This is a genomic window from Aquimarina sp. TRL1 (genome assembly GCF_013365535.1).
In the GTDB taxonomy this organism is placed as follows: Bacteria; Bacteroidota; Bacteroidia; order Flavobacteriales; family Flavobacteriaceae; genus Aquimarina; species Aquimarina hainanensis.
In genome coordinates, this window is the sequence record NZ_CP053590.1 from 1,011,053 (window position 1) to 1,034,493 (window position 23,441).

A 23,441-nucleotide genomic window follows, 5' to 3' on the forward strand; every position below is an offset into this window, starting at 1 on the left:
AATTTCATTTTTGGTTTGTAATGAAGTTGTCGTATACTCGATTGGCAATAATATTTGTCTTTACAATTCCTTTTTTACTAAATAAATTTTATTGGATTTTTTTCATTAATCAATGTTGTTATTACATCTAAATTCATGACATAAGGTTTTAATTTTATAGTAAAAAAAACAGAAATAAAAAGCAGTATCTAGCGGAGTAAATGATATGATAAAAGTTATACTCGTATAATAAATATTGATTACGGTAAATGATATTATATTCTTATTTTGCTCGCCTTTAAATTATCTTTTTCTTTATTTAATTAGTTGATAAAAAGTGGATTTTATTTATAAAACATGTACCGTAAAGTTTGTTTTGAAATGTTCAATGATTTGAAAAAAGCAGATTCAAAACATCCCTATTTTGAACCTGCCTTATTACTCCTTCTACTTAGTTCATTGTCTCCTAAATATTAATGATTTACATATGGAACTTCTGTAAAACCGGTCATTTCACCTCTAATAGTCAGAAGGCTCTGAAAAAGATCTAATACTTTTTATTAATACCATTTGAAGAATCCTCCTATTTTTGCTCCTGCTCTTTCAAGAAAATTTCTTGGTTTAAATGTTTTACTAACTCCATATGGACCTAGTCCTTGTCTAAATTCGGCTGTTGTAATGTCAATATGACCTGTTTCATTTAATGAACGATCCAGTGCATTGTTTGAAATATTACCTTGGCTTAAATTATTAAAATCCCTTACGTGTCCAAAAGGTTTTTGTGTATTAGTACCACTTAAAAAAACATTGGAGAGTCCTCCAGCTTTAGTCGTGTATCCAACATTCTCTGTAAAGCCAACAGCATTGATGGTTTTTGATGATTGATCAGCCAAAGATTGACCAAATTCATCCAAAACACTGGTTCCTGTTGAACAATCTGCACTATGGCAAATTCCAAAATTTAGGTTTATTTCATCTATTTTTGCTGTTCCGAGATAAGTACCTAACTCCTCCGTAAAAGATTGCTTCTCTATAAACATTCGGGCATTTCCAGTTCTTACTCCTATTTTTGATGTAACTCCTTTATAGCCGTGAGCCATGATAGTTACATTTCCATCAAACCCAACTTTAGAAAGGTCTGGTAACTCTTCTAAAGTTTTACCGAATATATCCTCATAGGTAACCACAATTCCTGTTTTACTGAGTTCCCTTGCTGGAAGTTCATCTTCAATATGATCTAAAATATACAATGGATTTTTCCCATTCCTATCCACAAAATTGACAGGGTTATTATTGGCATAAGTATATGGAGAATAATTTATATGTTTTGGATCCGGTTGTAAAAATATTCTTCTTATCGGATCATATTGACGTGCCTTAAAATTGTATGTTCCTACTTCATGATCATATTCTTGCCCAGTATATAGATAAGTTCCCAAAGGTTGATTAACATCTTCCTGATATGAATATGCAATTTTTCCGTAAGGATTATAAACATACTTCTCTTTTGTTGTATTATCACTTGCATCAATTACATAGCGCAAACTACTTTGGTAATCCCTAATAAAATAATAGGTCTTCCCATTATGGATCATTGCGATGGGTGCGTATTCTTCTCCATAAATATATACTTTGCTCCATTCAGTAGGGCTAGATATATCTGCTTGTCTATTACTATAGGATTCATATAATGGTAGAGATCTTGTCCCCCAAGTATAAGATAGGATCTCTTTTTGTCCTTCTGCACCTGTTTTGACCTTTTGAACTCTTCGATTATTAGCATCATAAGTAAAAGATATGGCCTCCTGTGTTCCTTGCTGATTTATACTTATAACTTTACGAGTTAACTTATCATATGTTAAGCGAGTATTATTACTAAATGGCGTATTCCCAATTTTGGTATATAGTCCTATTGCATTCGCTTCTTCAGAAGCACTCCTTAATTTATTACTCCCTTCTTGGTAATTATAATTGACATTCTGACTTACATCTAAAGAATTGGTGTACTCCTGTAAATTTCCGTTAACATCATACGTATAGCTATGATCAGAAATGACACCTGATTGATTTTTATCTACTTTAGTTAGCTGATATCGATTATCATAAGTATACTTCCATTCGGTTCTTTGCTGTAACTCATTAATTTCTTCTTTCTCTACAACTAAACCTTTGTAATAATCAGTATTATTTTTTGTATAGTTAAGTTTTTCCTTAAATAATACTTTATTAGCCACCGTAACATTTTGTTCTTTCTGGTTTTCTTGCAAAGTATATTGTATCCTATTGGCAATAGTTTCATTATTAAAGTTCTTTTGTATCACTTTGCCATTTATACCATATCCATATTTTGCATATATAAACTGATCTGTAACACTGCCTATTCCATATAATCTGCCATTCAGATCATATGTATATGCTACTTCTGTTCCATTAGGGTAAGTAATGTTCTTAATCTTCCCATTAGAATAGTATTGGTATTTCACCGAATTTGAATCCCCCTGGTTCACTTGCGTGGTTTTCTCAACAACCTGTCCTCTCGGATTATATGTAAATTTGGTGGTTACAGAAGTACCATTACTAAGAGACGTTTGTTCGGCAACTCTTCCTTTTGTATTTATATTGGTAGTATTTTGATCTGCTTGATCATAGACCCAAGTTTTTACTGGGGTAGTTACAATATCACTAAGCCAAACCGGTAAATTGGCTAACAGCACCATTTTTTCTGCATTAAATACTCCTGACACTATGGCTATTCCAGATTCTATTGGTCTATCTTGAGTATCATACTTAAAATAACGCCAAGAGATATCTGTACCTTGGGCAGAGAAATCTTCTGTTGAAATAAATACAGGAAGCCCCTTCTTATTTTTAACCGTATAACTTGACCCTTCGTCTATACTATACATTAAACTCTGATCTCCTAACAAATCCAATGTTTCTAAACTATTGGTATATTTTGTTTTATCATTATTCTGAAAAGATAAAGGCAATCTAGAAGATATCTTATGACCATTTGTTTTATAACTATAGGTCTGCTCACTCACAGAATTTCCATCTTTAGAAGCAATTAACCTTCCAAAAGTGTCATGTACTACCGATTTGTCATTATCTCGTTTTCTGGTAGTAGTTGTAGCAAATTTCAACTCATTCGATGTAGAAATTCCTAACTCAGTCTCCAATTCTCTTCCTATAGCATCTTGGTAAAATGTTCTGGTTTTATTAAGATCTACATCCGTAATTCCAGTATGATGTACAGAAACAACACGCTGTAGAGCGTCTTTACTATACACTGTTTTATCAAACATTTTATAATGATCTTTGATTTCTGATGTATCATACGTAGAAGTTCCTTCTTTTCTCGTTTTATAAAATGAAAATAAGTTACCTGTTAGTCTGTTACCATCATAATTTGCAAAATTAGAATCATAAGATAGGCTATATTGCTGTTCACTATAGTTGTCTAACGCAGGCTTGGTTTGTAGAATAGGATTACCCCAGCCGTTATATATCGTACCTGAAACAATTTTACCGGTAATTTTGTTATCGTAATCATTATAAAAATATTGATGTTGTATACTTCTAGCAAGTCCATCCAGATACCTCATAGATAATATGGGTGATCCTCCTGCAAATAACTTACGAACACTACCTGTGACAACAATATCCCCAGAATCCAATCCGTTTACATTCAACTGTTTGATTAACTCCCCATCTGCATAAACATGTAAAACCTCTCTTATTTTAGTAATTAAAAAGTGCTTCCTTTTACCAATCTTTACCTGAGTGCTCTCCCCTGTAAAGATATTATCAATATTTAAAGCTGGACCATCTCGTTCTAATCTTAAAGATTCAGAAGAAACTCCAAAATCTGACTCAGCGATAAACGAAATTCCGTATCCAAAACCATATTCCTCATTTAATGTGGACTTAGATATAGATATTCCATTAGGCAAATCTCCTTTATAAACACTTTTTCCTTGAAAACCAACACGAAGATTATTATTAGGTTTATCTGGATTATATACTCCATCTATTTGTAAACCTCTACCATAAAAATGGTGAGAATACCCTATTGCTCTACCTTGATCTTCCAATGAAACAAAATGTCGCTGAGCATCATCAAAAAGATGTTTTATAGTATTACCATTATTATTTATCGAAGCACTTATCATACCGTTATCATCCCTAACAGTAACAGCTGTTTTTACAGAGACAGGACGTATTAACAAATCGTCTATTAACAAATCTCCTACTCCTTCTATTTGTACTTCTGAAGCTCCTATCTCAATAAATGCTTCTATGTATTTCCATTCTTGATCAGCCGAAAATGATTTCGTATTAGTGTTGCCAACTTTAAAAAATGTCGGAATGTTGGTTTGTCCTGATTTTATCCAGGCTGATAATATATTTCTCTTGTTATTATCCAGGACAACTCCAGGTAATATTCCTTTTTTTCCATTTAATTTAATACTATAATCCCCGGTATGACTCTCTTGATTAAGCTGCCCTCCTAATAGAGATGCTCCTTCTTCAAAACCATAATACTTTACTCCTCCTTCATTTATATCTTTTATATTGATTCCTTTATAAGTAACCATTGGCTTTTTATGGTTAGGATCTAATACCGTGCTATATGAATTATCTTCGGTATCAGATACTACAATAGGAATCCCTGTTTCTGAATCTCTGGACATGATAGTATTGGTCCTAACCCACTTGTGTTGATAAGAACCATACCCTTGTAATTGCTCTGGTAATCCTTGAATATAATCTACTGCCACTTTATGTCTCTCAAGTAAACTTGTTAAATGCGCTTTATGCTCTAAAACTTTACTATTCAATAAATTAACATTCAATGAAGAAGTAAGCTCTGGGAGATTAGCGATAGCAATATTCAATCGCTCTAATGTCTCTAAGTACTCATCATGTATTCTTTTTACCTGAAGAGATGTTACATCATTAACAGCAGCAGTATGTTTATCAGTATCAAGCGATATTAAACGATAATTTTTTATGGTTTCATGGCTTTTGACCAACAAGGTTTCGATCTGTTCATGAAAATCATGATATAAAGCTGTCTCATCATTTAATGCCGTCTCAATAGTTGTTATTTTACCTGTTAGTTCATTACTCTGATCCAACAAATCAGTCACACTAGTACGTTTAGAGCTAATCTCATTTCTTTTTTGTTGGATATTCTGATATAACTGACGTATTGCAGAACGATATCCAGAAATATCATCTTTTAGAGAAGCGATCTTTTTATTATCAGAAATAGCTTTAAACCCTAAACTTAGACCAACTAAGAAACCATTCAAAAATGTATTATAGCTATCAATATTATCTTGAGCCTCCTTAATTTTAGCATACTCGCCTTGTATAGAAGTATTAAAACCATCAATATCTGTATATAACCCTTTAATCTCTTCGTGGAGGTTCTTTACAGCATTTTTATCATCTGCAATCCTTAACTTAAACTCTTCAATATCTCTACTGAGAACGTGCATTTCAGTGTTTAGCCCATGGATTTCACTTTTTAAATCATCTTCTTTTCTTAATATAAGCTCTATTGCCTTATGAGCATCGAAATACCCTTTAGAAATAGACGTTATTTTCTCTTCATAAGCAATCTCATCCCGATCTTGTCCTATTAAATCTGCTTCTATTTTACTTATTATATCCGCCGAATTCATATAATCATTAATAGGGTATGCTTCACTTGCTTTATAAAAATGTTTCGGTGCAAAAACATTTTTACCTCTAACCATAAACTGATCATACGTTATAACATCTACATTAGTGACTGTTTCTTGTTGGGTTCCTTTTTTAATTGATTCTAGTGTTATAAAAGGTTTCCCTAATCTGTTTTGGTTTCTTAAGCTATCGTAATGCTCGTCTGCATAAACATACCTGGTACTATGCACTTCTTGTAAGCCATCGGTAGAAGTTCCTTCTATACTTTTATCTCGAAGGACTAAATTCCCTGATGAGTTAAATTCATAATTACGATTAGTTTTATAAGCAACTCCATCTATCACCTTGATCTTTTGAACAGGGCGTACTGTATACGTTTTCGTTTCTTGCAACGTATTCCCATTTGTGATTTGATGCATCAAATCATGCTCCCAAACCTTATAATAAGTAAAATCTTGAGATACTACTTTTTGATCTGTATTATATATCAAAGAGGCATAAGGGTGACCATCTAATACAGTAATACCGCCTTTATTGAAAGACACATTATCTCCATCATAACTGCTCTGGTATGTTATCAGATCCTGATCGGAAAACGATGCTAATGTATGATTAGCAACATGCCCTGTCGCTTTAGCTTGTTTTCCAAAAGAATTATACCTGTTATAGTAGTAATACTCGGTATATCCTCCATCTGTATTATTTAGGGGAATCTCTTCATTAATACCATAATCTATACTGCTCGGAATATCTGTAACCTTACCATAAAGCGCTACTTTAGATACCGAATTATAAGCAACACCTGCTTTATCATACTTGTAATAATGATGACCTAATGTTTCATTACCTTGTTGTATACTAACTCTAGTTACCGGGTAATCATATAATTCAGTATCAAAAGAATCTCCTGTTACTTTATGTAAGGTCACTTGGGTTGCTTCTTTATATGCAGGGCGTTTGTTTCTACTTCTTTCTTCTGCTGTAGCTTCTATAACAGGACGAAACTGTTCTAAATATTCATTTTTTTGTATAAATCCATTAGGATTTGCTGGTCCATAACTGACATAAGCACCTGGACCAACTGTAGAAGATATTGAATCCTGATGAATGATCTTATTTGTAATAGATAATTTTTTTGATTCATAAACTTTTCCATTACGTAAGAGTTTGATATGATTTTCTAGTCCAGATGGTGTCTTAAGAGTATAAGGTATAAAATTATCTACAATACTATTAGACCTATTAACCAATCTATTATTCGAATTCAATGTAAACTCATCATTTGTTACTTGTAACCAGCTACCACTGGGTTGCCTATGAAACAGCTTCCCGTTTACAGATATATAGTTATTCGCAATAGAGGTACTTTTATGACTAGTACCGATAATATCTTTAACTATTTCATTGGCTACAGGCTCCATTAGACCACTTACTGTACCTGCTACGTTTGCAGCATTATTAATGGTTTCCAATGTTTCCCCTACTTCTGCTACTTCTCCTAGAACTGGGATGGCTAATGAAACGACCTGGACAATAATATTAAGGACCTCTACAGACACATTAATCGCAGAATCGATAAACTCTGATGTACCAATTTGCTCTTGTGATGCATTACCAATCTCTCCCCATTCTTCTATATTTGGATCATATTGATAAAATTTAGGAATCTTATACGCTTTATTTGCCCCCTCTACTATAGCCGTAGATACATCATTGGCAAAACTACCTGTGTAATATGGCGACTCTATCTGATAAGACAGAAAATCCGAACCTGTATATCTAAACGCATAATTCTTACCATCTGCAGGTGCCAAAGCATCATTAGAACCAACTATCAAACTATGCGATTTACCTATTTTATTTATCACATCGCCAACAATAAAACTTTCTACTCCACTTTGACCAGCAGCCGAATGCAAATGAGTAAGGCTAATATTATCATAATTCTCATCCCATGTAATACCATATGTACTATTAATTTTTTTTGTGTCTGGGACAAAACTTCCTATCAAAGTTCCTACTAATGGAATATCAGATACATCAGGAATATTCTCATCTTCATTATTATAGGTTTGTAAGACTGCAAAGCTATTCCCCATCTTTACATCAATCTTCGCATCTCGACCCATAAAAATTGAAAAACGAGAAAGTTGATCTGTATTAAGGTGAGTATTATCTCCGATAAGGGCCGCTTTTTTATTAAGTTGTGTTCCCTTGCTTTTCCAATTCATATTCTCATCATGATATAATAAATTTACATCTGCATTAATTCCCTGAGAATCTGTAATTACCGCAATGATCATATTGTTTTTTGCATTTATTGCAGAACGATGATCTAACCTTTGCTCTGGCTCCTCTCCATTCGGTCCTAACAAACCATCAAGAGCTATTTCTACATTATTCTTACCTGAATTAGAAGTGATACGAGCATTAAAACTTGTCTTTAATGGCTTACTATATGTACTCCATATTTGACCATCCCAACTATAGATATATAAAAAATCTGTAACCTCATCTAACAAAGCAACAAAATTATCTCCGGAATCGAAGGTGAAGAATTTACTCATGATATTAACCCCTTCCCGGTTCGTTATCCATTCTCCTGGCACTAAATTATTCTTTTGGACGATAGCCACTTGTTGCCCTCCCCAAGAAGATGTTAATGCAAAAAAATGATCTTGCAAAGTAACGTGGTATACCTTTCTCGGGTTATCTGAAGCATCTTTATCTCTGAGCTCATATAGCTTTTTTTGTGTATCTAAGAATATTGTCTCATTGCTTCCAAAGATCTGATTTTCGATTAGTATTAACTCATCAACTTCTTTCTCTAGACCAGCAGCAATATCTTTAGCTATGTCTTTTAATCCATTAAAACTACCTTCAAACCAGTCTTTTATTGCTTTTCCTATTTCACCATGAGAGATATCATCTCCCACTTTATAGAGTGTTTTACCTGTATCTTTTAGAGCATCTTCAAAACCATTAAGAACACCTGCTGCAACAGGAAAAGTATTCCCGATTGCTTCAAAAACATTGCTTTTTAATTGCTTCAAAAAACCTTTTGTATACTGATCTTTTGCATAATATCGATCATAAAAATAACCATCAAACTGGCCTATATCCTTTTCAATCCATCGATCTCCAATCCACTGATATACTTTTACATAGCTTTGACGAAGAGTTAAATCCTGAGATTCAAAAATTGCAACCACATAATCTGATCCATAGAATAATTCAGGAGCACTCCATTTAGAACTCAATTTAAACTTGCTATTGTATGGTTCCTTAGGAAATTTGATCTCAATATCTTTGGAGCTTCCTTGAATTTGTTCTTTACCATAATGGTATGCATAACTCACTCCCTCTGACAATGTTTGTTGCTTGATGGCTCCATATAACGCTCCGTTAGCTGCGTTATATAATTTGGTTTCATTTTTAGTTAACCCGGCATATACTCCATCTATCTCTTTTTCAATTCCAAAATAATTAAAAAGCTTAGACGGCTGGTATATATGTCCTTTTGCATCTTTATAGGTAATTGAAGTTAATAATCGTTTTTGTAATTCACTCCCTTTATTTAGAAAGTTATGTCCAAAAACAATGCTACGCTGTAATATTCCTTTTCTATTTTTGAGTAAAACCTCAGATAAGTATAAATTTTCATAACGCTCTTGGTATGCATCTTTATCATTATCCATACTAATGTTATTATTTTCAGTATGAGGATCTTGATACTCAAAAGCTTCCTTTTTATTATATTTTATTTCAATAGATTTACCTCGTAATCCTACTATTTTTGAAAGATAGGTAGCTCTTGTATGTTCTAACCCATTACTACCTACTTGTTCTTTCTGTTGTGTATAGAAAAATTTAACCTGTTCCCCATAAACATTCTCTATTGCTGATAAATTATAAGAAATAGGCAGAAGGCTTTGACCCGTCGAAACAGAACTACCTATCCAGTTACTCCATTTTACATTATATTCTACTCCATTAGAAACATGTGTAATTAAATTACCATCTCCATAAATATAGATCTTGCCATTAGGATGATATACCCTCCATTGGGATTCTGCCAAAGATCTGATTTCATTTCCTTCTTTATCTTTTTTTGGTTTTTGATGTTTTATAATCCAATCCGGTTGCTTAGCTATACGGTATGTTTTTTCTTCATTATCTTCAGATACAAATAATAATGGAAATGAATTTCCTTTTACATATAGTAAATATTTATCATCTTCTAAAGTACCCGTTTGCTGAGTTAAACGAATAATTTTATGTTCAGGGTATGACCACCCTAAACCTATAACACCTTGTTTTTGATCCCTGTTCCAGACACTAGCCTTCTTAGCAACGCCTTCACTGCTATACCTTATTTTAGCATTATACCCCTCTACCGAAAATAATGAAGCACTTAAAGCCACATTTCCAGTACCTAAATCTACCTGATCTACTTTAGAGGAACCTCCTTTAAAATCTATAATCTCTTTATCAACCTGCAAAAAACCAGTATTTGAAGGAGTAAGCCCCATAAGATATTTAGCATAAGCATAGGTTGGGGAAAAACTACTGCTCATCATCAATATCGATAATAAGTAAGCTCCTAATTTTCTTGTAATTTCTTCTTTTTTCATTTAAAGCTATTTTTTTCTAATAAATATATTTCACAAACAATTAGTTAATTTTTTAGAGCTTTTTCAAAAAATTAACTAATAGCCTGCAAAAGTATATAAACCACATAAAAAACTGCAAACCCTCCTTTTTACTACTGTTATACCTTACTTAAAACAAAACACTTATAATCAACTGTTTAAAACAAAAAAAACGATATACCCTTAACTTAACATTAGCACAACATTAGCTTTTTTTAGCATCTATTAGCGTATTAAAATTGACCTGAATAAGCTTAAAAAGCCATATTCTTTTGATGATTATCATCAAAAAATTTTCTTTCAAAAAAATATAGAAATAGCTTGAGTTAAAGAAATATGAGTCCGTTTAGGTTATAATTTAATTTCGTAAAACAATAATTGTCTAAAAGTATATTTACAACCTTCGGGGGAGTTACACTAAGGATTGCAATTTTTAAAGAAATTCTTGAGACTAACTAAAAAAAAAGCTAAACCATTTATTTAAAAATGATTTAGCTTTTAAAAGTAGCGGGAACAGGACTCGAACCTGTGACCTTCGGGTTATGAGCCGAAAAGTTATGTTTTTAATCCACTGTTTATAAGCAATATACAAGTATGACGTACCGAAAACACCTACAAATAGGTACAAATAGATACGTATCTGCGGTACGTTAGCCTTACATACCTTTTCTGTTTTTCACTTAACCATTAAGGAGTATCACGAAACACTAAATAAACACACCCTAACAATTATGCATTTATTTACTTGCATGTTTAATGAATTTTAAGTATATTTGCATCGTAATGATTATGTAAATTTATTTATGCAAAGCAAAACAGTCTATTTAAAATCAATTCTAAGCTATCAAGGATTATCTTCAGGATACTCTTTTAGAGGTAAAATCAAACACTTGCACAATGGCAGTGTTCGTGTTATACAATTAAAAGACTTTGAAGATAATTACACTTCTATAGGTAATGATTGCTATTTAATTGATGGTGATAAAATAAAGAGCAAGTACTACTTAGAGATTAATGATGTTCTTTTTATTGCAAAGGGCACGAATAATTACGCATTAGTATTTAAGGATATAGATGATGTGCCCACTATCGCTTCATCTGCATTATTTGTCCTTAAAATAAACAAAGAGCTAGCAAATCCAGACTTTATTGCATGGTATATAAACCAGTCAAAAGTTCAAAGTTATTTTAAAACCAACGAAGCTGGCACTTATAATACAAGCATAAATAAAGCAACATTAGAAAACACCCCTATTGCGTTACCTTCATTAGAAACGCAAACAAAAATCGCAACAATTGCTAACCTTCATAACCAAGAACAAGTAATTAGCGGTAAAATAATAGAATTAAAAAACAAATTAACAACAGCTCAACTCTTAAATACATTGTAAAAATGAAAGATAATAGACCTACTCAAGATCAAATAAATAACGCATTATGGAATGCTTGTGACACCTTTAGAGGTGCTTTTGATTCATCAGAATACAAAAACTACATCTTAGTTTTTATGTTTATAAAGTATCTAAGTGATGTGTGGAAAGATCATTATAATGAACTTAAAGAACGTTATGGTGATGATGAAGAGTTAATTCAAAGAAAGCTAAAACGCGAACGTTTTGTGCTGCCAGCTAATTGTACTTTCGATTATATCTACGAGCATAGAAATGATACAGATATAGGCGAGAAAATCGATAAAATATTTGCACAAATAGAAGAACGTAATATCGAAAAACTAGATGGAGTATTTCGAAACATCAGTTTTAATTCAGATAAATTAGGGCAAACAAGGGATCGTAATAGACGATTAAAAAACTTAATAAACGATTTTGCTAAGCCTGAGCTAGATTTCCGTCCTTCGTTATGGGAGGGTAAACAAGATATTTTGGGGGAAGCCTATATGTATCTCTTGGAAAAGTTTGCATCAGGAGCTGGTAAAAAAGGGGGAGAATTTTTTACACCTAAAGAAGTGTCAAGTTTGTTGGCAAAATTAGTGTCGCCAAAAGAAGGAAATCGCATTTTTGACCCAACCTGTGGATCTGGTTCTTTGTTAATTAAAGTAGCAGAAGAAACCAAAGATTCAAGTGGTAATGCTACAAATAACTTCGCAATTTATGGTCAAGAATCTAACGGTGATACCTGGGCATTAAGTAAAATGAACTGCTTCCTGCATAGTATGGATTCTGCTCAAATAGAGTGGTGTGATACGATTAACAACCCAAAGCTAAAAGAAGGTGATGCACTAATGAAGTTTGATATAGTAGTAGCTAATCCACCTTTTAGCTTAGATAAATGGGGGCATGAAAATGCTGAAGCAGATCGCTACAAACGTTTTCTTCGTGGTGTCCCGCCAAAATCTAAAGGAGACTATGCTTTTATTCTACATATGATAGAAACCACTTTGCCAACAGGTAAAGTCGGAGTTATAGTGCCACACGGTGTACTTTTTCGTGGTAGTTCAGAACAGAAAATAAGAAGAAAACTAATAGAAGAAAATTTACTAGAAGCAGTAATTGGGCTACCAACAAATTTATTCTATGGTACAGGTATTCCTGCAGCAATTCTCATTTTCAATAAAGCTAAAGCTACTGACGACATACTGTTTATAGATGCTAGTAAAGAGTTCGAAGATGGTAAAAAGCAGAATGTGTTACGCTCTCAGGATATCGAAAAAATAGTAACAACCTATAACGATTTTAAAACAATCGAAAAATACAGTTCAGTAGTAAAACCTGAGGAGGTAGCAGAAAACGATTTTAATCTTAATATACCTCGCTATGTAGATACATTTGAAGAGGAAGAACCAGTAGATATAGAAGCAGTACAAAAAAATATTGAGCAATTAGAAGCTGAGTTAGTAGAGGTGCGAGCAGAAATGAATAAACATTTAAAAGAACTAGGTTATTAATAATTTAAACATAGAAAAAGAAAAAATGAATACAGTTTGGATATATACATTAGAATTGGCAAGTGTAATAGCCAATTTATATTACAATAACCCTAAATACAATAATGTAAGAGTATTTATTCCGAGTTATGGTAAAAACTACGCAGATAATTTTCAAGACAGAATATTAACTGATTTACAAAATACTAACCCTAAAAGTGTTGCGCCAATTTTTATAGATGCCTCACATATAGAACTAGAAGAAAAAGCAATGCAACCACGTATTGTTTTGCACTATGCACCTAAATCAGATACAACAGATGTACATCTGGTTGCTATAGATCATGCAAATTATAAAATAGATAGAATTAGAATAGAAAAGATGACTGCTGCAGATGCTGGAGAGTATTATTACAATCTGTCTAACGATACGCAAGAGTACTACGAACAAATAATAAAGGGATAACACCTATTGTGACGGTGAATAATAGATATGAAAAAAGTAATACGACTAGAAACAGAATTTAAGAACTTCATCCATAAGGCTGATGAGATTTGCGTTGCAGTAGCGATGTTAACAGATTATGGCCTTAAATTATTTGATAGTAGAGATGAAGATTGCCATTTTGAAATTCTAGTAGGTTACGATTTACCAACACAACCATCGGCATTACAAAGGTTACTAGACGAAAATGTAGAGGCAAAAATATACGATGTAAAAAATCAGTTCTTTCATCCTAAGCTGTATTTGTTTAGAGTAGATGAAAATTGGACAGCATTTCTAGGATCAGGAAATTGCACCAAAGGAGGCTTAAACACTAACATAGAATTGAGTCTAAAAGTTGAAGATCCAGAAACAATTCAAGAATTGCTAAGTTGGCATAAAACCTATTATAAGCTAGGCACAACATTAGAACAAACATGGTTAGACGAGTACAGTTTATTTTATACAGAAAGAAGTAATAAGGATAAAGAATTACAAACAATTACCAAACAGTTTAAAAAAGCAACAGGTGTTACAAAAGGAAAAGTAGCATTATCTGATTACGATTTTACAGGTCAATTTTTTACGTTTAAGCATTACGATGCTTTCACAGCACCTAAGCCTATTTTAGATGAACCTGGTCCTATTAAAGAAAGACTAGAAGTACGTAATAAATTAGAAGAATTACACCATCGCATTTATCCATTAATGGAGAAAAAAGGTTGGGAAGTATATCCTCATCATCAAACGCAACATTTAACTTCTTCTTTTAGACATAACGAGCGTGCATCGAGCAATTTAAATGCAATATGGTTACACTATGGCCGTAGCGAAGAAGAGTTAGAACGGTATAAAGCTGTTTTTGTTGAAAACATGACCTCACTTTACCATATGCGTTTAGAAATATTAATTCTAAAAGACCATGTGTGGGTAGAGTTGCGTGTAGGTAAAAATGACGGAAGTTATCCGGATAGAAACTACATACGTGAACAATTAAAAACAAATCCAGAGTTTTTAAAGACATATTATACACTTGTTAAAAAATTAGATAAAGCATTTACGATTACCATAGCAGAAGAAGAACTTCCTGTTAGGAATTTTAAAGATGAAAATCATCTAAAAGAATTTACATTACAAGACAATCCAAAATTCCATTATTTCAGAATAGGGCGTTTATATGCACCAGGCGATAAGGCAATTTCAGAGGATAATATAGTTACAACCGTGATTCATGATTTTGAAAAACTATATCCTTTATACCAACTATTTAAGCACAGATTTTAATGATAAAAATAGATATACATACTAAAACTAAAAAAGGCTACAAGCAAACCAAATTAGGATGGATTCCTGAGGATTGGAATATAGTTAAGCTAGGATCTGTAATTGATAAAATTGTTGGGGGAGGAACACCTAGTAAATCTAAAATAGAGTATTGGGATGGGGATATTTCTTGGGCTACAGTAAAAGATTTATCAAAATTCAATAGAAATTCAACACAGCAAAATATTACTGGTTTAGGACTGAAAAATAGTAGTGCAAATTTGATTCCTGCTAATACAATTATTATAGCAACGCGTATGCTTTTAGGTGTTGCTGTTAGATATAATATCGATGTGTCAATAAATCAAGATTTAAAAGCTTTATTTACTAATGATAAGATATACGATCCTTTTCTTTTACAATGGTTTGAAAAATACAAAGGAAGGGTTGATTATTTAGGAAGTGGTAGTACTGTCAAAGGCATTTCTCTTAAAGCTTTTAAAGCAATTAAAATAAAACTTCCACCTCTTCCTGAACAACAAAAAATAGCCAGTATCTTAAGTACTTGGGATAGAGCAATAGCAGCCCAAGAACAACTCATTGCTCAAAAACATGAGCTTAAAAAAGAGCTGGTTACCAGCTTAATTAAAGGGGAAGCAAGATTCACTAAAAAAACTGAAAAATGGAAGAAAACCTCACTTGGTAGAATACCTGATGATTGGCATTTAGTAAAGCTTAAGGATTTAACTGTTGAAAAAGGGATAGTTAGAGGTCCATTCGGTGGGGCTTTAAAAAAAGAGGTTTTTGTAGAAAAAGGATATAAAGTATACGAACAAAAAAATGCAATCTATCAAACAGTAGAATTAGGTAAATATTTTATAGATGATAAAAAATTTGATGAACTTAAAAGGTTTTCTGTAAAAGGAAAAGACTTGATAATTAGTTGTTCGGGAACTATTGGACGTATTTACGAAATTCCAAAGGATAGCCCTGAAGGAGTAATAAATCAAGCACTATTAAAACTTACGCTAGATAATGAAGTTGTTTTAAATGACTTTTTTGTGGAGCAATTTAAATGGGATAGAATTCAATCATCGGTAATAGACTCTACACAAGGAGGTGCAATGAAAAACCTTGTAAGTATAAGTGAGTTCAAAAACACCAATTTCATTATTCCACCAATAGAAGAACAAAGAAATATTGTTTCAGTTTTTAATTCCAGTAAAAAAGAAATTGAGAACCTGAAGCTAAAATTAGTTGAACTTAAAAAACAAAAACTAGGTTTAATGCAACAGTTGTTAACTGGCGAGAAGAGGGTTAGAATATAATTTTTAAAGAAAAAGTGCACTTTTCACTTTTGCAGACTATTTATAATAAAGGAGAAAATATGAAGAAACAATTATTAGATCTAGCAACAGCTATTCACACTGTAAAAGTGGCAAGAACATTAGATTATGATATTGTACAGCTGTCATTAAACCAAATAGGTACTTTCAGAAGAAAAATTAAAAACATGGATAGTTCACAGCATGACGAATTATTAGACAAAATTAATACTTGGGCAGCTACACCACCCATAGTTACCGAAGGTGATATTTTAGAATTAAGACTAAATTTAAGATGAGAATAGACAGAAAACATATAGATGCTGCTTACAGAAAATTAAAGAGCTATTTGTACTACGACAATTTTTCTTTGTTGATTAGACAACAATTAGCACATTTTGAAGCTGTGGCAGAATCAAAAGACACTTTAAGCTATGATCAGAGATTAGACATGCTAACTGATTTTCTAAAAAAACCAAATGTAGAATCTAAATACTTTAAAGGTTTATTAAATCAGATTAAATGTTGGACAGCCCCAAAATCATTTGAGCAGTTATCAAATTTTCAGGACGAAGGGCTTGTAATTAGTAACAATTTTTCTGATTCGCAATATGGATTAAAAAAAGTCAATTATTTTATTGATTGTCCTATTGAAATTCACATTATATCTATTCTTTGGATTATCAATGAAGGTTATGCATTGCAAAATTTGTACAATAAAAACAACTACGCATACCAACTGGAGCTTAATGAAGAAAGTGGTGAGGTTGTAGATGGTTTAAGATTGTTTAAACCTTATTTCATGCAGTACCCTAAATGGCGCGATAATGGAATCGAGACAGCAAAAAATGTAACAGATAAAAATACTGACGTTGTTATTATATCATTAGATATTAAAGAATACTACTATAATATTAAGATTGATGATAATGTCCAAAAAGATCTTAAAAGTTTAATATCTAAGGGTAATAAAGGTAAAGGAACTAAGCTCACAGATATCCTTTTTGAAATAATGCGTGCCTATGCCAAAAAATGCCCTAAAAGCAACGATAACATTCTACCTATAGGTTTGCTCTCATCAGGTCTTATAGCTAATTGGTATTTGCATTCTTTTGATGAGCTTGTTAAAAAAGAATTATCACCAGCTTATTACGGACGATATGTTGATGATATTCAAATAGTTTTGGCTAATTCTAAACTAGATAAAAGCTATGATAAAAATAAGTATAGTTCATCTGTAGAAGCATTTTTTGAAAAGTATTTTGTAGGACGTAATATCTTCAGTAAACCAGATGAAAAAGAGTTTAAAAACAAGAAATATAAGTACAAAAATGATCCTAACATAGAGATACAGGGAGAGAAAATACTATTCTATGCCTTTGAAAGTAAGGAATCTCAAGCCGTATTAGATATGTTCAAGAAAAAAATAGAGCAAAACTCAAGCGCTTTTTGGTTTCTTCCTGCTAACGGTGATATAAATGAAGATTTTGACCAAAGTGTCTATGAGCTTACCTATTCAGATACAATAAACAAATTAAGAAGTGTAACAGATATTAAGCAGAGTAAATATGGTGCAGCTGTATTTCTAGCAAAAAAAATAAAAGTTACATTACTGTCTGGCAAAAAGAAAGATGAAAAAACAGCAGACCAGATATTAACATTTTTCAAAGGCTTAATTAGTTTGGAGTTTTCTTCAATTTGGGAAAAAGCACTAACCTACTTTGTAATTACTAACGATCAAGATTCTTTCTGGAAATTCTTTAGTGAAGTATCTCGTAATATTGATAAAATTGTTCATGGTAAAGATGTGCCTAAAGAAAGTGTAGAACAAGTAAAATCATATCTTACACAGTATTTAATGAACTGTAGTGCGCTAGCTACAGCTTTAAACTCTGAGTTTTTAACTAAGCAATGGTGGGAAAATAAGAAAGAAAAAATCACAGGAAATAGCTTAAAAAAATCCTTTGATGGTGAAATCAATGCAATAAGGAGAGCTTATGTAAACTCTAATTTATTTAGAAATGGTTTTATAGCTATTCCTCTGTTAAACTATACTAAGTTAATTGTAGGGAATAATAATAACATCAACTTTATAAATCATCAGTTTTTGAGACAAAACAAAGTAGATGTAACCAGTTTAGAACTAGATTTTAATAAACTCAAATATGCCCCGAGGTATATATATTTTTATGAGTTTAATTTACTAGAAAATCTTAAACACTTAATTTCAAGTGCTTATAGTAGTATTGTGCCAACAGTAGATTTTGACAATACTATTTTAGATACTTCTTTCGATAATTTTTTTGAAGCTAATTATTCTATAAGATTAATAAAAAACAAGAGAGAAATCCAAGAGTTTAAAGAAAGTCTACGAAATTATTATTTCAAAATAGAAGATGAGGTTTCTGATCCGATAAAAAGAGTATCTACAAGAAAAATTATTATACCTCAATCTAATAGAAATCTTAAAGATTTCAAAGTAGCTGTAGCCAATACTATAGTTGAGGAAGACAATATTATTCAGTCACTTTTCAAAAAACCTAATGAGTCTACAGATAGACGTGACGACTTAATTGATATCCTTAATGCAGCTGAAAAATCAAAATCTGATGCGCTTATTTTACCTGAAGTAAGTGTTCCTTATCCTTGGCTGCCACAATTAACAGATGAAGCCAGAAGAAAGCAAAGGATGTTAATTATGGGATTAGAACATATGACTGTAAATAATAAAGCTTTTAATTATTTGGTCACATGCCTTCCAATAAAACACAATGGTATAAAAGATTGTATAGTAAGTTTAAGACTTAAAAATCACTATTCACCAGGTGAACAAAGCTTAATCTTAAGTAAAGGAAGAAAAATCCCAAAAGTAACGCCATATTATTACGAACATTTTGTTTGGAGAGGTATACATTTTAGTTGTTACAATTGTTACGAGCTAACAGACATTGAGCATCGAGCACTTTTTAAAGGAAAAATTGATGTGATGTTTGCTTCGGAATATAATCGTGATGTTAATTATTTTTCTAACATCGCAGAAAGTGTTTCCAGAGATGTTCATTGTGCTTTTATTCAATCGAATAGTGCACAATTTGGAGACTCTAGAATTACAATTCCTAAGAAAACTGCTCTTAAAGATATATTAAGACTTAAAGGAGGAATTAACAGTGTTGTATTAGTTGGTAAACTAAACATAGCCGATTTACGAGAGTTTCAATCTACATTAGTACAATTTCAAGACACAAATAAATATAAAAACACCCCACCTAATTTTGATCATAGGGGAGCAGAAGAAAGATAAGATGGTAAATTATAGCGAGTACAACGATTCACAAAAACCAGCGTTGAATTTACTTCAAAAAATGGGCTGGCAATATATAACACCAGAAGAGGTGTTCTCAGCACGAGGCGAACTATTAACTAATGTGTTATTAGATGATATTTTAGCAAAACAATTAGCTAAGATCAATGCATTTGAATACAAAGGCGCGTCCTATAAATTCTCAACTGGTAGTATTCAAGGCGCTATTAATGCATTGAAGAATGTACCAAACGAAGGCTTAGTGCAGACCAATGAGCGCGTGTACGATTTAATTACATTAGGTAAGAGTTTTAACGAAACAGTACAAGGTGATCGTAAGGCCTATACTGTAAATTATATAGATTGGAAAAACCCAGAAAACAATGTCTTCCATGTTACTGAAGAATTTGAGGTAGAAGGACGTAAAGGTAAACGACGTCCAGATATTGTACTGTTTGTTAATGGTATTCCTTTTGTGGTTATCGAGAATAAACGTCGAGATAAAAACGATTCTTTAGAGGAGGCTATTTCTCAAAACATACGCAATCAAAAAGACAAGGAAGGCATTCCTAAACTATTTTATTACGCCCAACTACTATTAGCGGTGCATCCTAATGAAGTAAAATATGGAGCTACAGGAACACCTGCTAAATTCTGGTCAGTTTGGAAAGAAGATGTAGAAAGAGCCGTGTCTAAACTCTTAAAAAAGAAAATAAACAATACACAGGCAGAAGATCGTTTGGTAACAGAACAAGATAAAGGTTTGTATGCTTTGTGTAACACAGAACGTCTATTAGACATTGCCTATAAATATGTTGTTTTTGATGGCCCTGATAAGAAAATATGCCGCTATCAACAATACTTTGCGGTACAAGAAACCATACAGCGAGTAAAAACAAGAAATAAAGAAGGAAACCGACAAGGAGGTGTTATATGGCATACCACTGGTAGTGGTAAATCTTTAACTATGGTTATGCTATCAAAAGCATTAGCCTTAGACACATCTATAGAATCACCAAGGGTTATCATAGTAACAGACAGAATAAGTTTAGATAAGCAAATCTTTAAAACCTTTGTCAACTGTGGTAAGCATGTAAAAAAAGCAAAGAGTGGTAATGATCTTATAGAGTTACTACAAGACAAAGGCAATGAAATTATAACCACTATCATCGATAAGTTTGAAATTGCTACCAAAAGAACATCTTTCAAAGATGAATCTCAAAATATTTTTGTCTTGGTAGATGAGAGTCATCGTAGTCAATATGGTTCAGCACATGCTAATATGAAACGTATTGTTCCTAATGCCTCTTACATTGGCTTTACAGGAACACCATTAATGAAATCGCAAAAAAGTACTTCCAAGAAGTTTGGTGGTTTCATACATAAATACACCATAGATCAAGCAGTAAAAGATGGTGCTGTTTTACCCTTATTATATGAAGGAAGATCAGCAAAATTAAGCATCAACAAAAAACAAATAGATAAGGGCTTTGAGCGTTTAGCAGCACCTTTAAATGAAGAAGCTAGAAAAGATTTAAAAAAGAAGTTTGCTACCATTGGTAAAATTTATGAGTCAGATCATGTTATAGAAGAAATCGCATATGATATTTCAGAACATTTTCGAGAAAACTGGAAAGGAACTGGTTTTAAAGCACAACTAGCTGTCCCTAAAATAGACACAGCTATAAAGTACCAGAAGTATTTTGAGTTGCAAACAGATCCAGCTATTAAAATAAATACAAGAGTAGTTTTTACACCACCAGATAGTAGACAAAATAACGATGATGTATGGTCTGATTCAACAAGTGAGTCTAAGAAGTATTGGGAAAGAATACTAGAACGATTTAACGACCAGGAAGCATATGAAACTTGGGTAGTAGATCGCTTTAAAGAAGAGACAGACGAAGTTGAACTCATAATTGTAGTAAGTAAACTACTTACAGGATTCGATGCACCAAGAAACACAGTACTATATCTGGCAAAACCTTTAGTAGCGCATAATTTATTACAAGCAATTGCTCGTGTAAATAGGTTATTTAAAGGAAAAGAGTATGGTCATATTATAGATTACGTAGGTGTTTTAGGGAAATTAGATGAGGCATTAACAGAGTATAGTGCTTTAGAAGATTTTGATGAAGAAGATTTAAAAAATACGGTTGTAGATGTAAAAGAAGAAATAAGAAAAGTACCTATACGCCATGCAGAAGTTTGGGATATCTTTAAAGGTGTTTATGATAAAAACGATATTGAAGCTTTAGAGAGACACATCGCTGAAAAAGATGTACGTGATCAATTTTACGAGCGAGTATCTGCATTTGCCAGAATACTACAAACAGCATTAGCTTCAGATGATTTTTATAACGAGTTTAGTACAGAGCAAATAGGGTTTTATAAAAGTGAACTAAAGAAATTTCAAAGTTTACGTTTATCCGTACAATTTAGATATGCCGAAAAAGTATCTTATAAAGAATATGAGCCTCGAGTACGTAAACTATTAGACACTTATATAGATGCCGATGAGGTGCAAGTGCTCACAAAAGATGTGAATATTTTTGATAAAAACATGGTGGAAGAAGCTTTAGAATCATATGGTAAATCACCAGCGTCTAAGGCAGATTTCATAGCGCATCAAATGAAAAAAGTGATTACTGAAAATATGGAGAAGGATGAGGCTTTTTATAAAAAATTCTCACAGCTGATAGAAGAAACCATTAAAAATTTTTATGATGGTAGACTTACCGAAAAAGAATACCTAGAAGCAATGCAAAAAACACGTAATGATTTAGCTAGCGGATATCAAGATGGCATACCAGAAAGTGTACAAAGCAATCCTAAGGCGCGAGCTTTTTATGGAGCTTTAAATGAAGTGCTTAATAAAAAACTTGATAAAGAAATTAGTAAAAATAAAGTAGCTGAAGCAGGGGTGGAAATTGAAGAAATAGTTAAAAAATTAATTATAACAGATTGGAAAAAGAATGTTGATATTCAAAACAAAATGGAAAACCAAATTGAAGATTATCTAATTAGTAAAAGAGGCCAATTTGGTATAGAAATTAGTTTTGATGAAATAGATGAGATATTAATTAAGTGTTTAAGAGTAGCAAAAAATAATTTCTAATGCGCAGTATACAATACGGATCACAAGAAATTTTCTTTGAACTACAACGCTCAAGTCGTAAAACATTGGCAATCGAAGTACATCCAGACAGCTCAGTACATATCATTGCACCAAAAGAAAGCTCAATTCAAGATATTGATCAAAAAGTAGAGAAAAGGGCAAAATGGATTGTGAAACAGCAACAATATTTTGAGCAGTTTTTACCGCGTACACCAGAACGAAAATATGTTTCAGGAGAAACACATTATTATTTGGGTAAATCATACCTGTTAAAAGTAAGCTCAGGAACCATAAACCAGGTAAAACTAAAGGCAGGAAAACTTGAAGTTATATGTAAAAATGACATAAAACAAGATACTGTAAAAAAGCTGCTTGCAAAATGGTATTATCAACATGCAGAGAAGAAGTTTAATACACTTCTTTTAGAGTCCTATTCAAAATTTAAAGAATATGATTTTAAAGTACCACAAATTGAAATCCGAAGAATGAATAAACGCTGGGGTAGCTGTAATACAGTAGATAAAATAACAATCAATCCAGAAATAATAAAAGCACCATCGAAATGTATAGAGTACTTAATAACACACGAAATGTGTCATTTTATAGAACGAAACCATACAAAAAAGTTCTATACCATTCTTACAGATGTAATGCCTAATTGGGAAAAATGGAAAAATCGTTTAGAACAAAAGTTGTCTTAACCGCAAACAAAATTGATATATTTAAAAAATTAAAAAGAAT

General features: G+C 32.3%; 10 protein-coding genes. 9 read left to right on the forward strand and 1 reads right to left on the reverse strand.

The genetic code is table 11. The features are described 5' to 3' along the window. Positions 1-539: 539 nt before the first annotated feature. Complete coding sequence (locus HN014_RS03970; RefSeq protein ID WP_176026872.1) at positions 540-10,307, reverse strand: RHS repeat-associated core domain-containing protein; 9,768 nt, start codon at positions 10,305-10,307, stop codon at positions 540-542. 821 nt (positions 10,308-11,128) lie between these two features. Here HN014_RS03970 and HN014_RS03975 point away from each other — a divergent pair. Genes HN014_RS03975 through HN014_RS04015 form a run of 9 tightly spaced genes read left to right on the forward strand, consistent with a single transcriptional unit; the run spans position 11,129 to position 23,401 of the window. Beyond that, positions 11,129-11,716, forward strand: coding sequence for a restriction endonuclease subunit S (locus HN014_RS03975; protein ID WP_176027597.1), 588 nt, complete (start codon positions 11,129-11,131; stop codon positions 11,714-11,716). Between the two features lie 2 nt (positions 11,717-11,718). Beyond that, positions 11,719-13,230, forward strand: a complete 1,512-nt coding sequence (locus tag HN014_RS03980) for a type I restriction-modification system subunit M (protein WP_176027598.1) — start codon at positions 11,719-11,721, stop codon at positions 13,228-13,230. Positions 13,231-13,255: 25 nt separating this feature from the next. Then, positions 13,256-13,675, forward strand: coding sequence for a hypothetical protein (locus tag HN014_RS03985; RefSeq protein WP_176027599.1), 420 nt, complete (start codon positions 13,256-13,258; stop codon positions 13,673-13,675). A 27-nt stretch (positions 13,676-13,702) separates the two neighbouring features. Beyond that, complete coding sequence (locus tag HN014_RS03990; RefSeq protein ID WP_176027600.1) at positions 13,703-14,977, forward strand: phospholipase D family protein; 1,275 nt, start codon at positions 13,703-13,705, stop codon at positions 14,975-14,977. After that, a complete protein-coding gene (locus tag HN014_RS03995; RefSeq protein ID WP_176027601.1) occupies positions 14,977-16,284 on the forward strand; it encodes a restriction endonuclease subunit S in 1,308 nt (435 codons plus the stop codon). The genes HN014_RS03990 and HN014_RS03995 overlap by 1 nt, the downstream gene beginning before the upstream one ends. A 59-nt stretch (positions 16,285-16,343) precedes the next feature. Beyond that, entirely contained in the window at positions 16,344-16,580 is a 237-nt protein-coding gene (locus HN014_RS04000; protein WP_176027602.1) for a hypothetical protein, read from the forward strand. After that, entirely contained in the window at positions 16,577-19,582 is a 3,006-nt protein-coding gene (locus tag HN014_RS04005; RefSeq protein ID WP_176027603.1) for an RNA-directed DNA polymerase, read from the forward strand. Before HN014_RS04000 ends, HN014_RS04005 begins: the two co-directional genes overlap by 4 nt. Beyond that, complete coding sequence (locus tag HN014_RS04010; RefSeq protein WP_254884098.1) at positions 19,554-22,700, forward strand: type I restriction endonuclease subunit R; 3,147 nt, start codon at positions 19,554-19,556, stop codon at positions 22,698-22,700. The genes HN014_RS04005 and HN014_RS04010 overlap by 29 nt, the downstream gene beginning before the upstream one ends. Next, positions 22,700-23,401 (forward strand): M48 family metallopeptidase, encoded by a 702-nt coding sequence (locus HN014_RS04015; protein ID WP_176027604.1) that lies wholly within the window; start codon positions 22,700-22,702, stop codon positions 23,399-23,401. Before HN014_RS04010 ends, HN014_RS04015 begins: the two co-directional genes overlap by 1 nt. The last annotated feature ends 40 nt before the right edge of the window (positions 23,402-23,441 follow it).

Excerpts from the sequence above, each read along its gene's own strand:
- HN014_RS04005 (WP_176027603.1), top strand. The coding sequence starts at position 16,577 with ATGAGAATAGACAGAAAACATATAGATGCTGCTTACAGAAAATTAAAG.
- HN014_RS03990 (WP_176027600.1), top strand. The coding sequence starts at position 13,703 with ATGAAAAAAGTAATACGACTAGAAACAGAATTTAAGAACTTCATCCAT.
- HN014_RS03980 (WP_176027598.1), top strand. The coding sequence starts at position 11,719 with ATGAAAGATAATAGACCTACTCAAGATCAAATAAATAACGCATTATGG.
- HN014_RS03995 (WP_176027601.1), top strand. The coding sequence starts at position 14,977 with ATGATAAAAATAGATATACATACTAAAACTAAAAAAGGCTACAAGCAA.
- HN014_RS04015 (WP_176027604.1), top strand. The coding sequence starts at position 22,700 with ATGCGCAGTATACAATACGGATCACAAGAAATTTTCTTTGAACTACAA.
- HN014_RS04000 (WP_176027602.1), top strand. The coding sequence starts at position 16,344 with ATGAAGAAACAATTATTAGATCTAGCAACAGCTATTCACACTGTAAAA.
- HN014_RS03975 (WP_176027597.1), top strand. The coding sequence starts at position 11,129 with ATGCAAAGCAAAACAGTCTATTTAAAATCAATTCTAAGCTATCAAGGA.
- HN014_RS03970 (WP_176026872.1), bottom strand. The coding sequence starts at position 10,307 with ATGAAAAAAGAAGAAATTACAAGAAAATTAGGAGCTTACTTATTATCG.
- HN014_RS03985 (WP_176027599.1), top strand. The coding sequence starts at position 13,256 with ATGAATACAGTTTGGATATATACATTAGAATTGGCAAGTGTAATAGCC.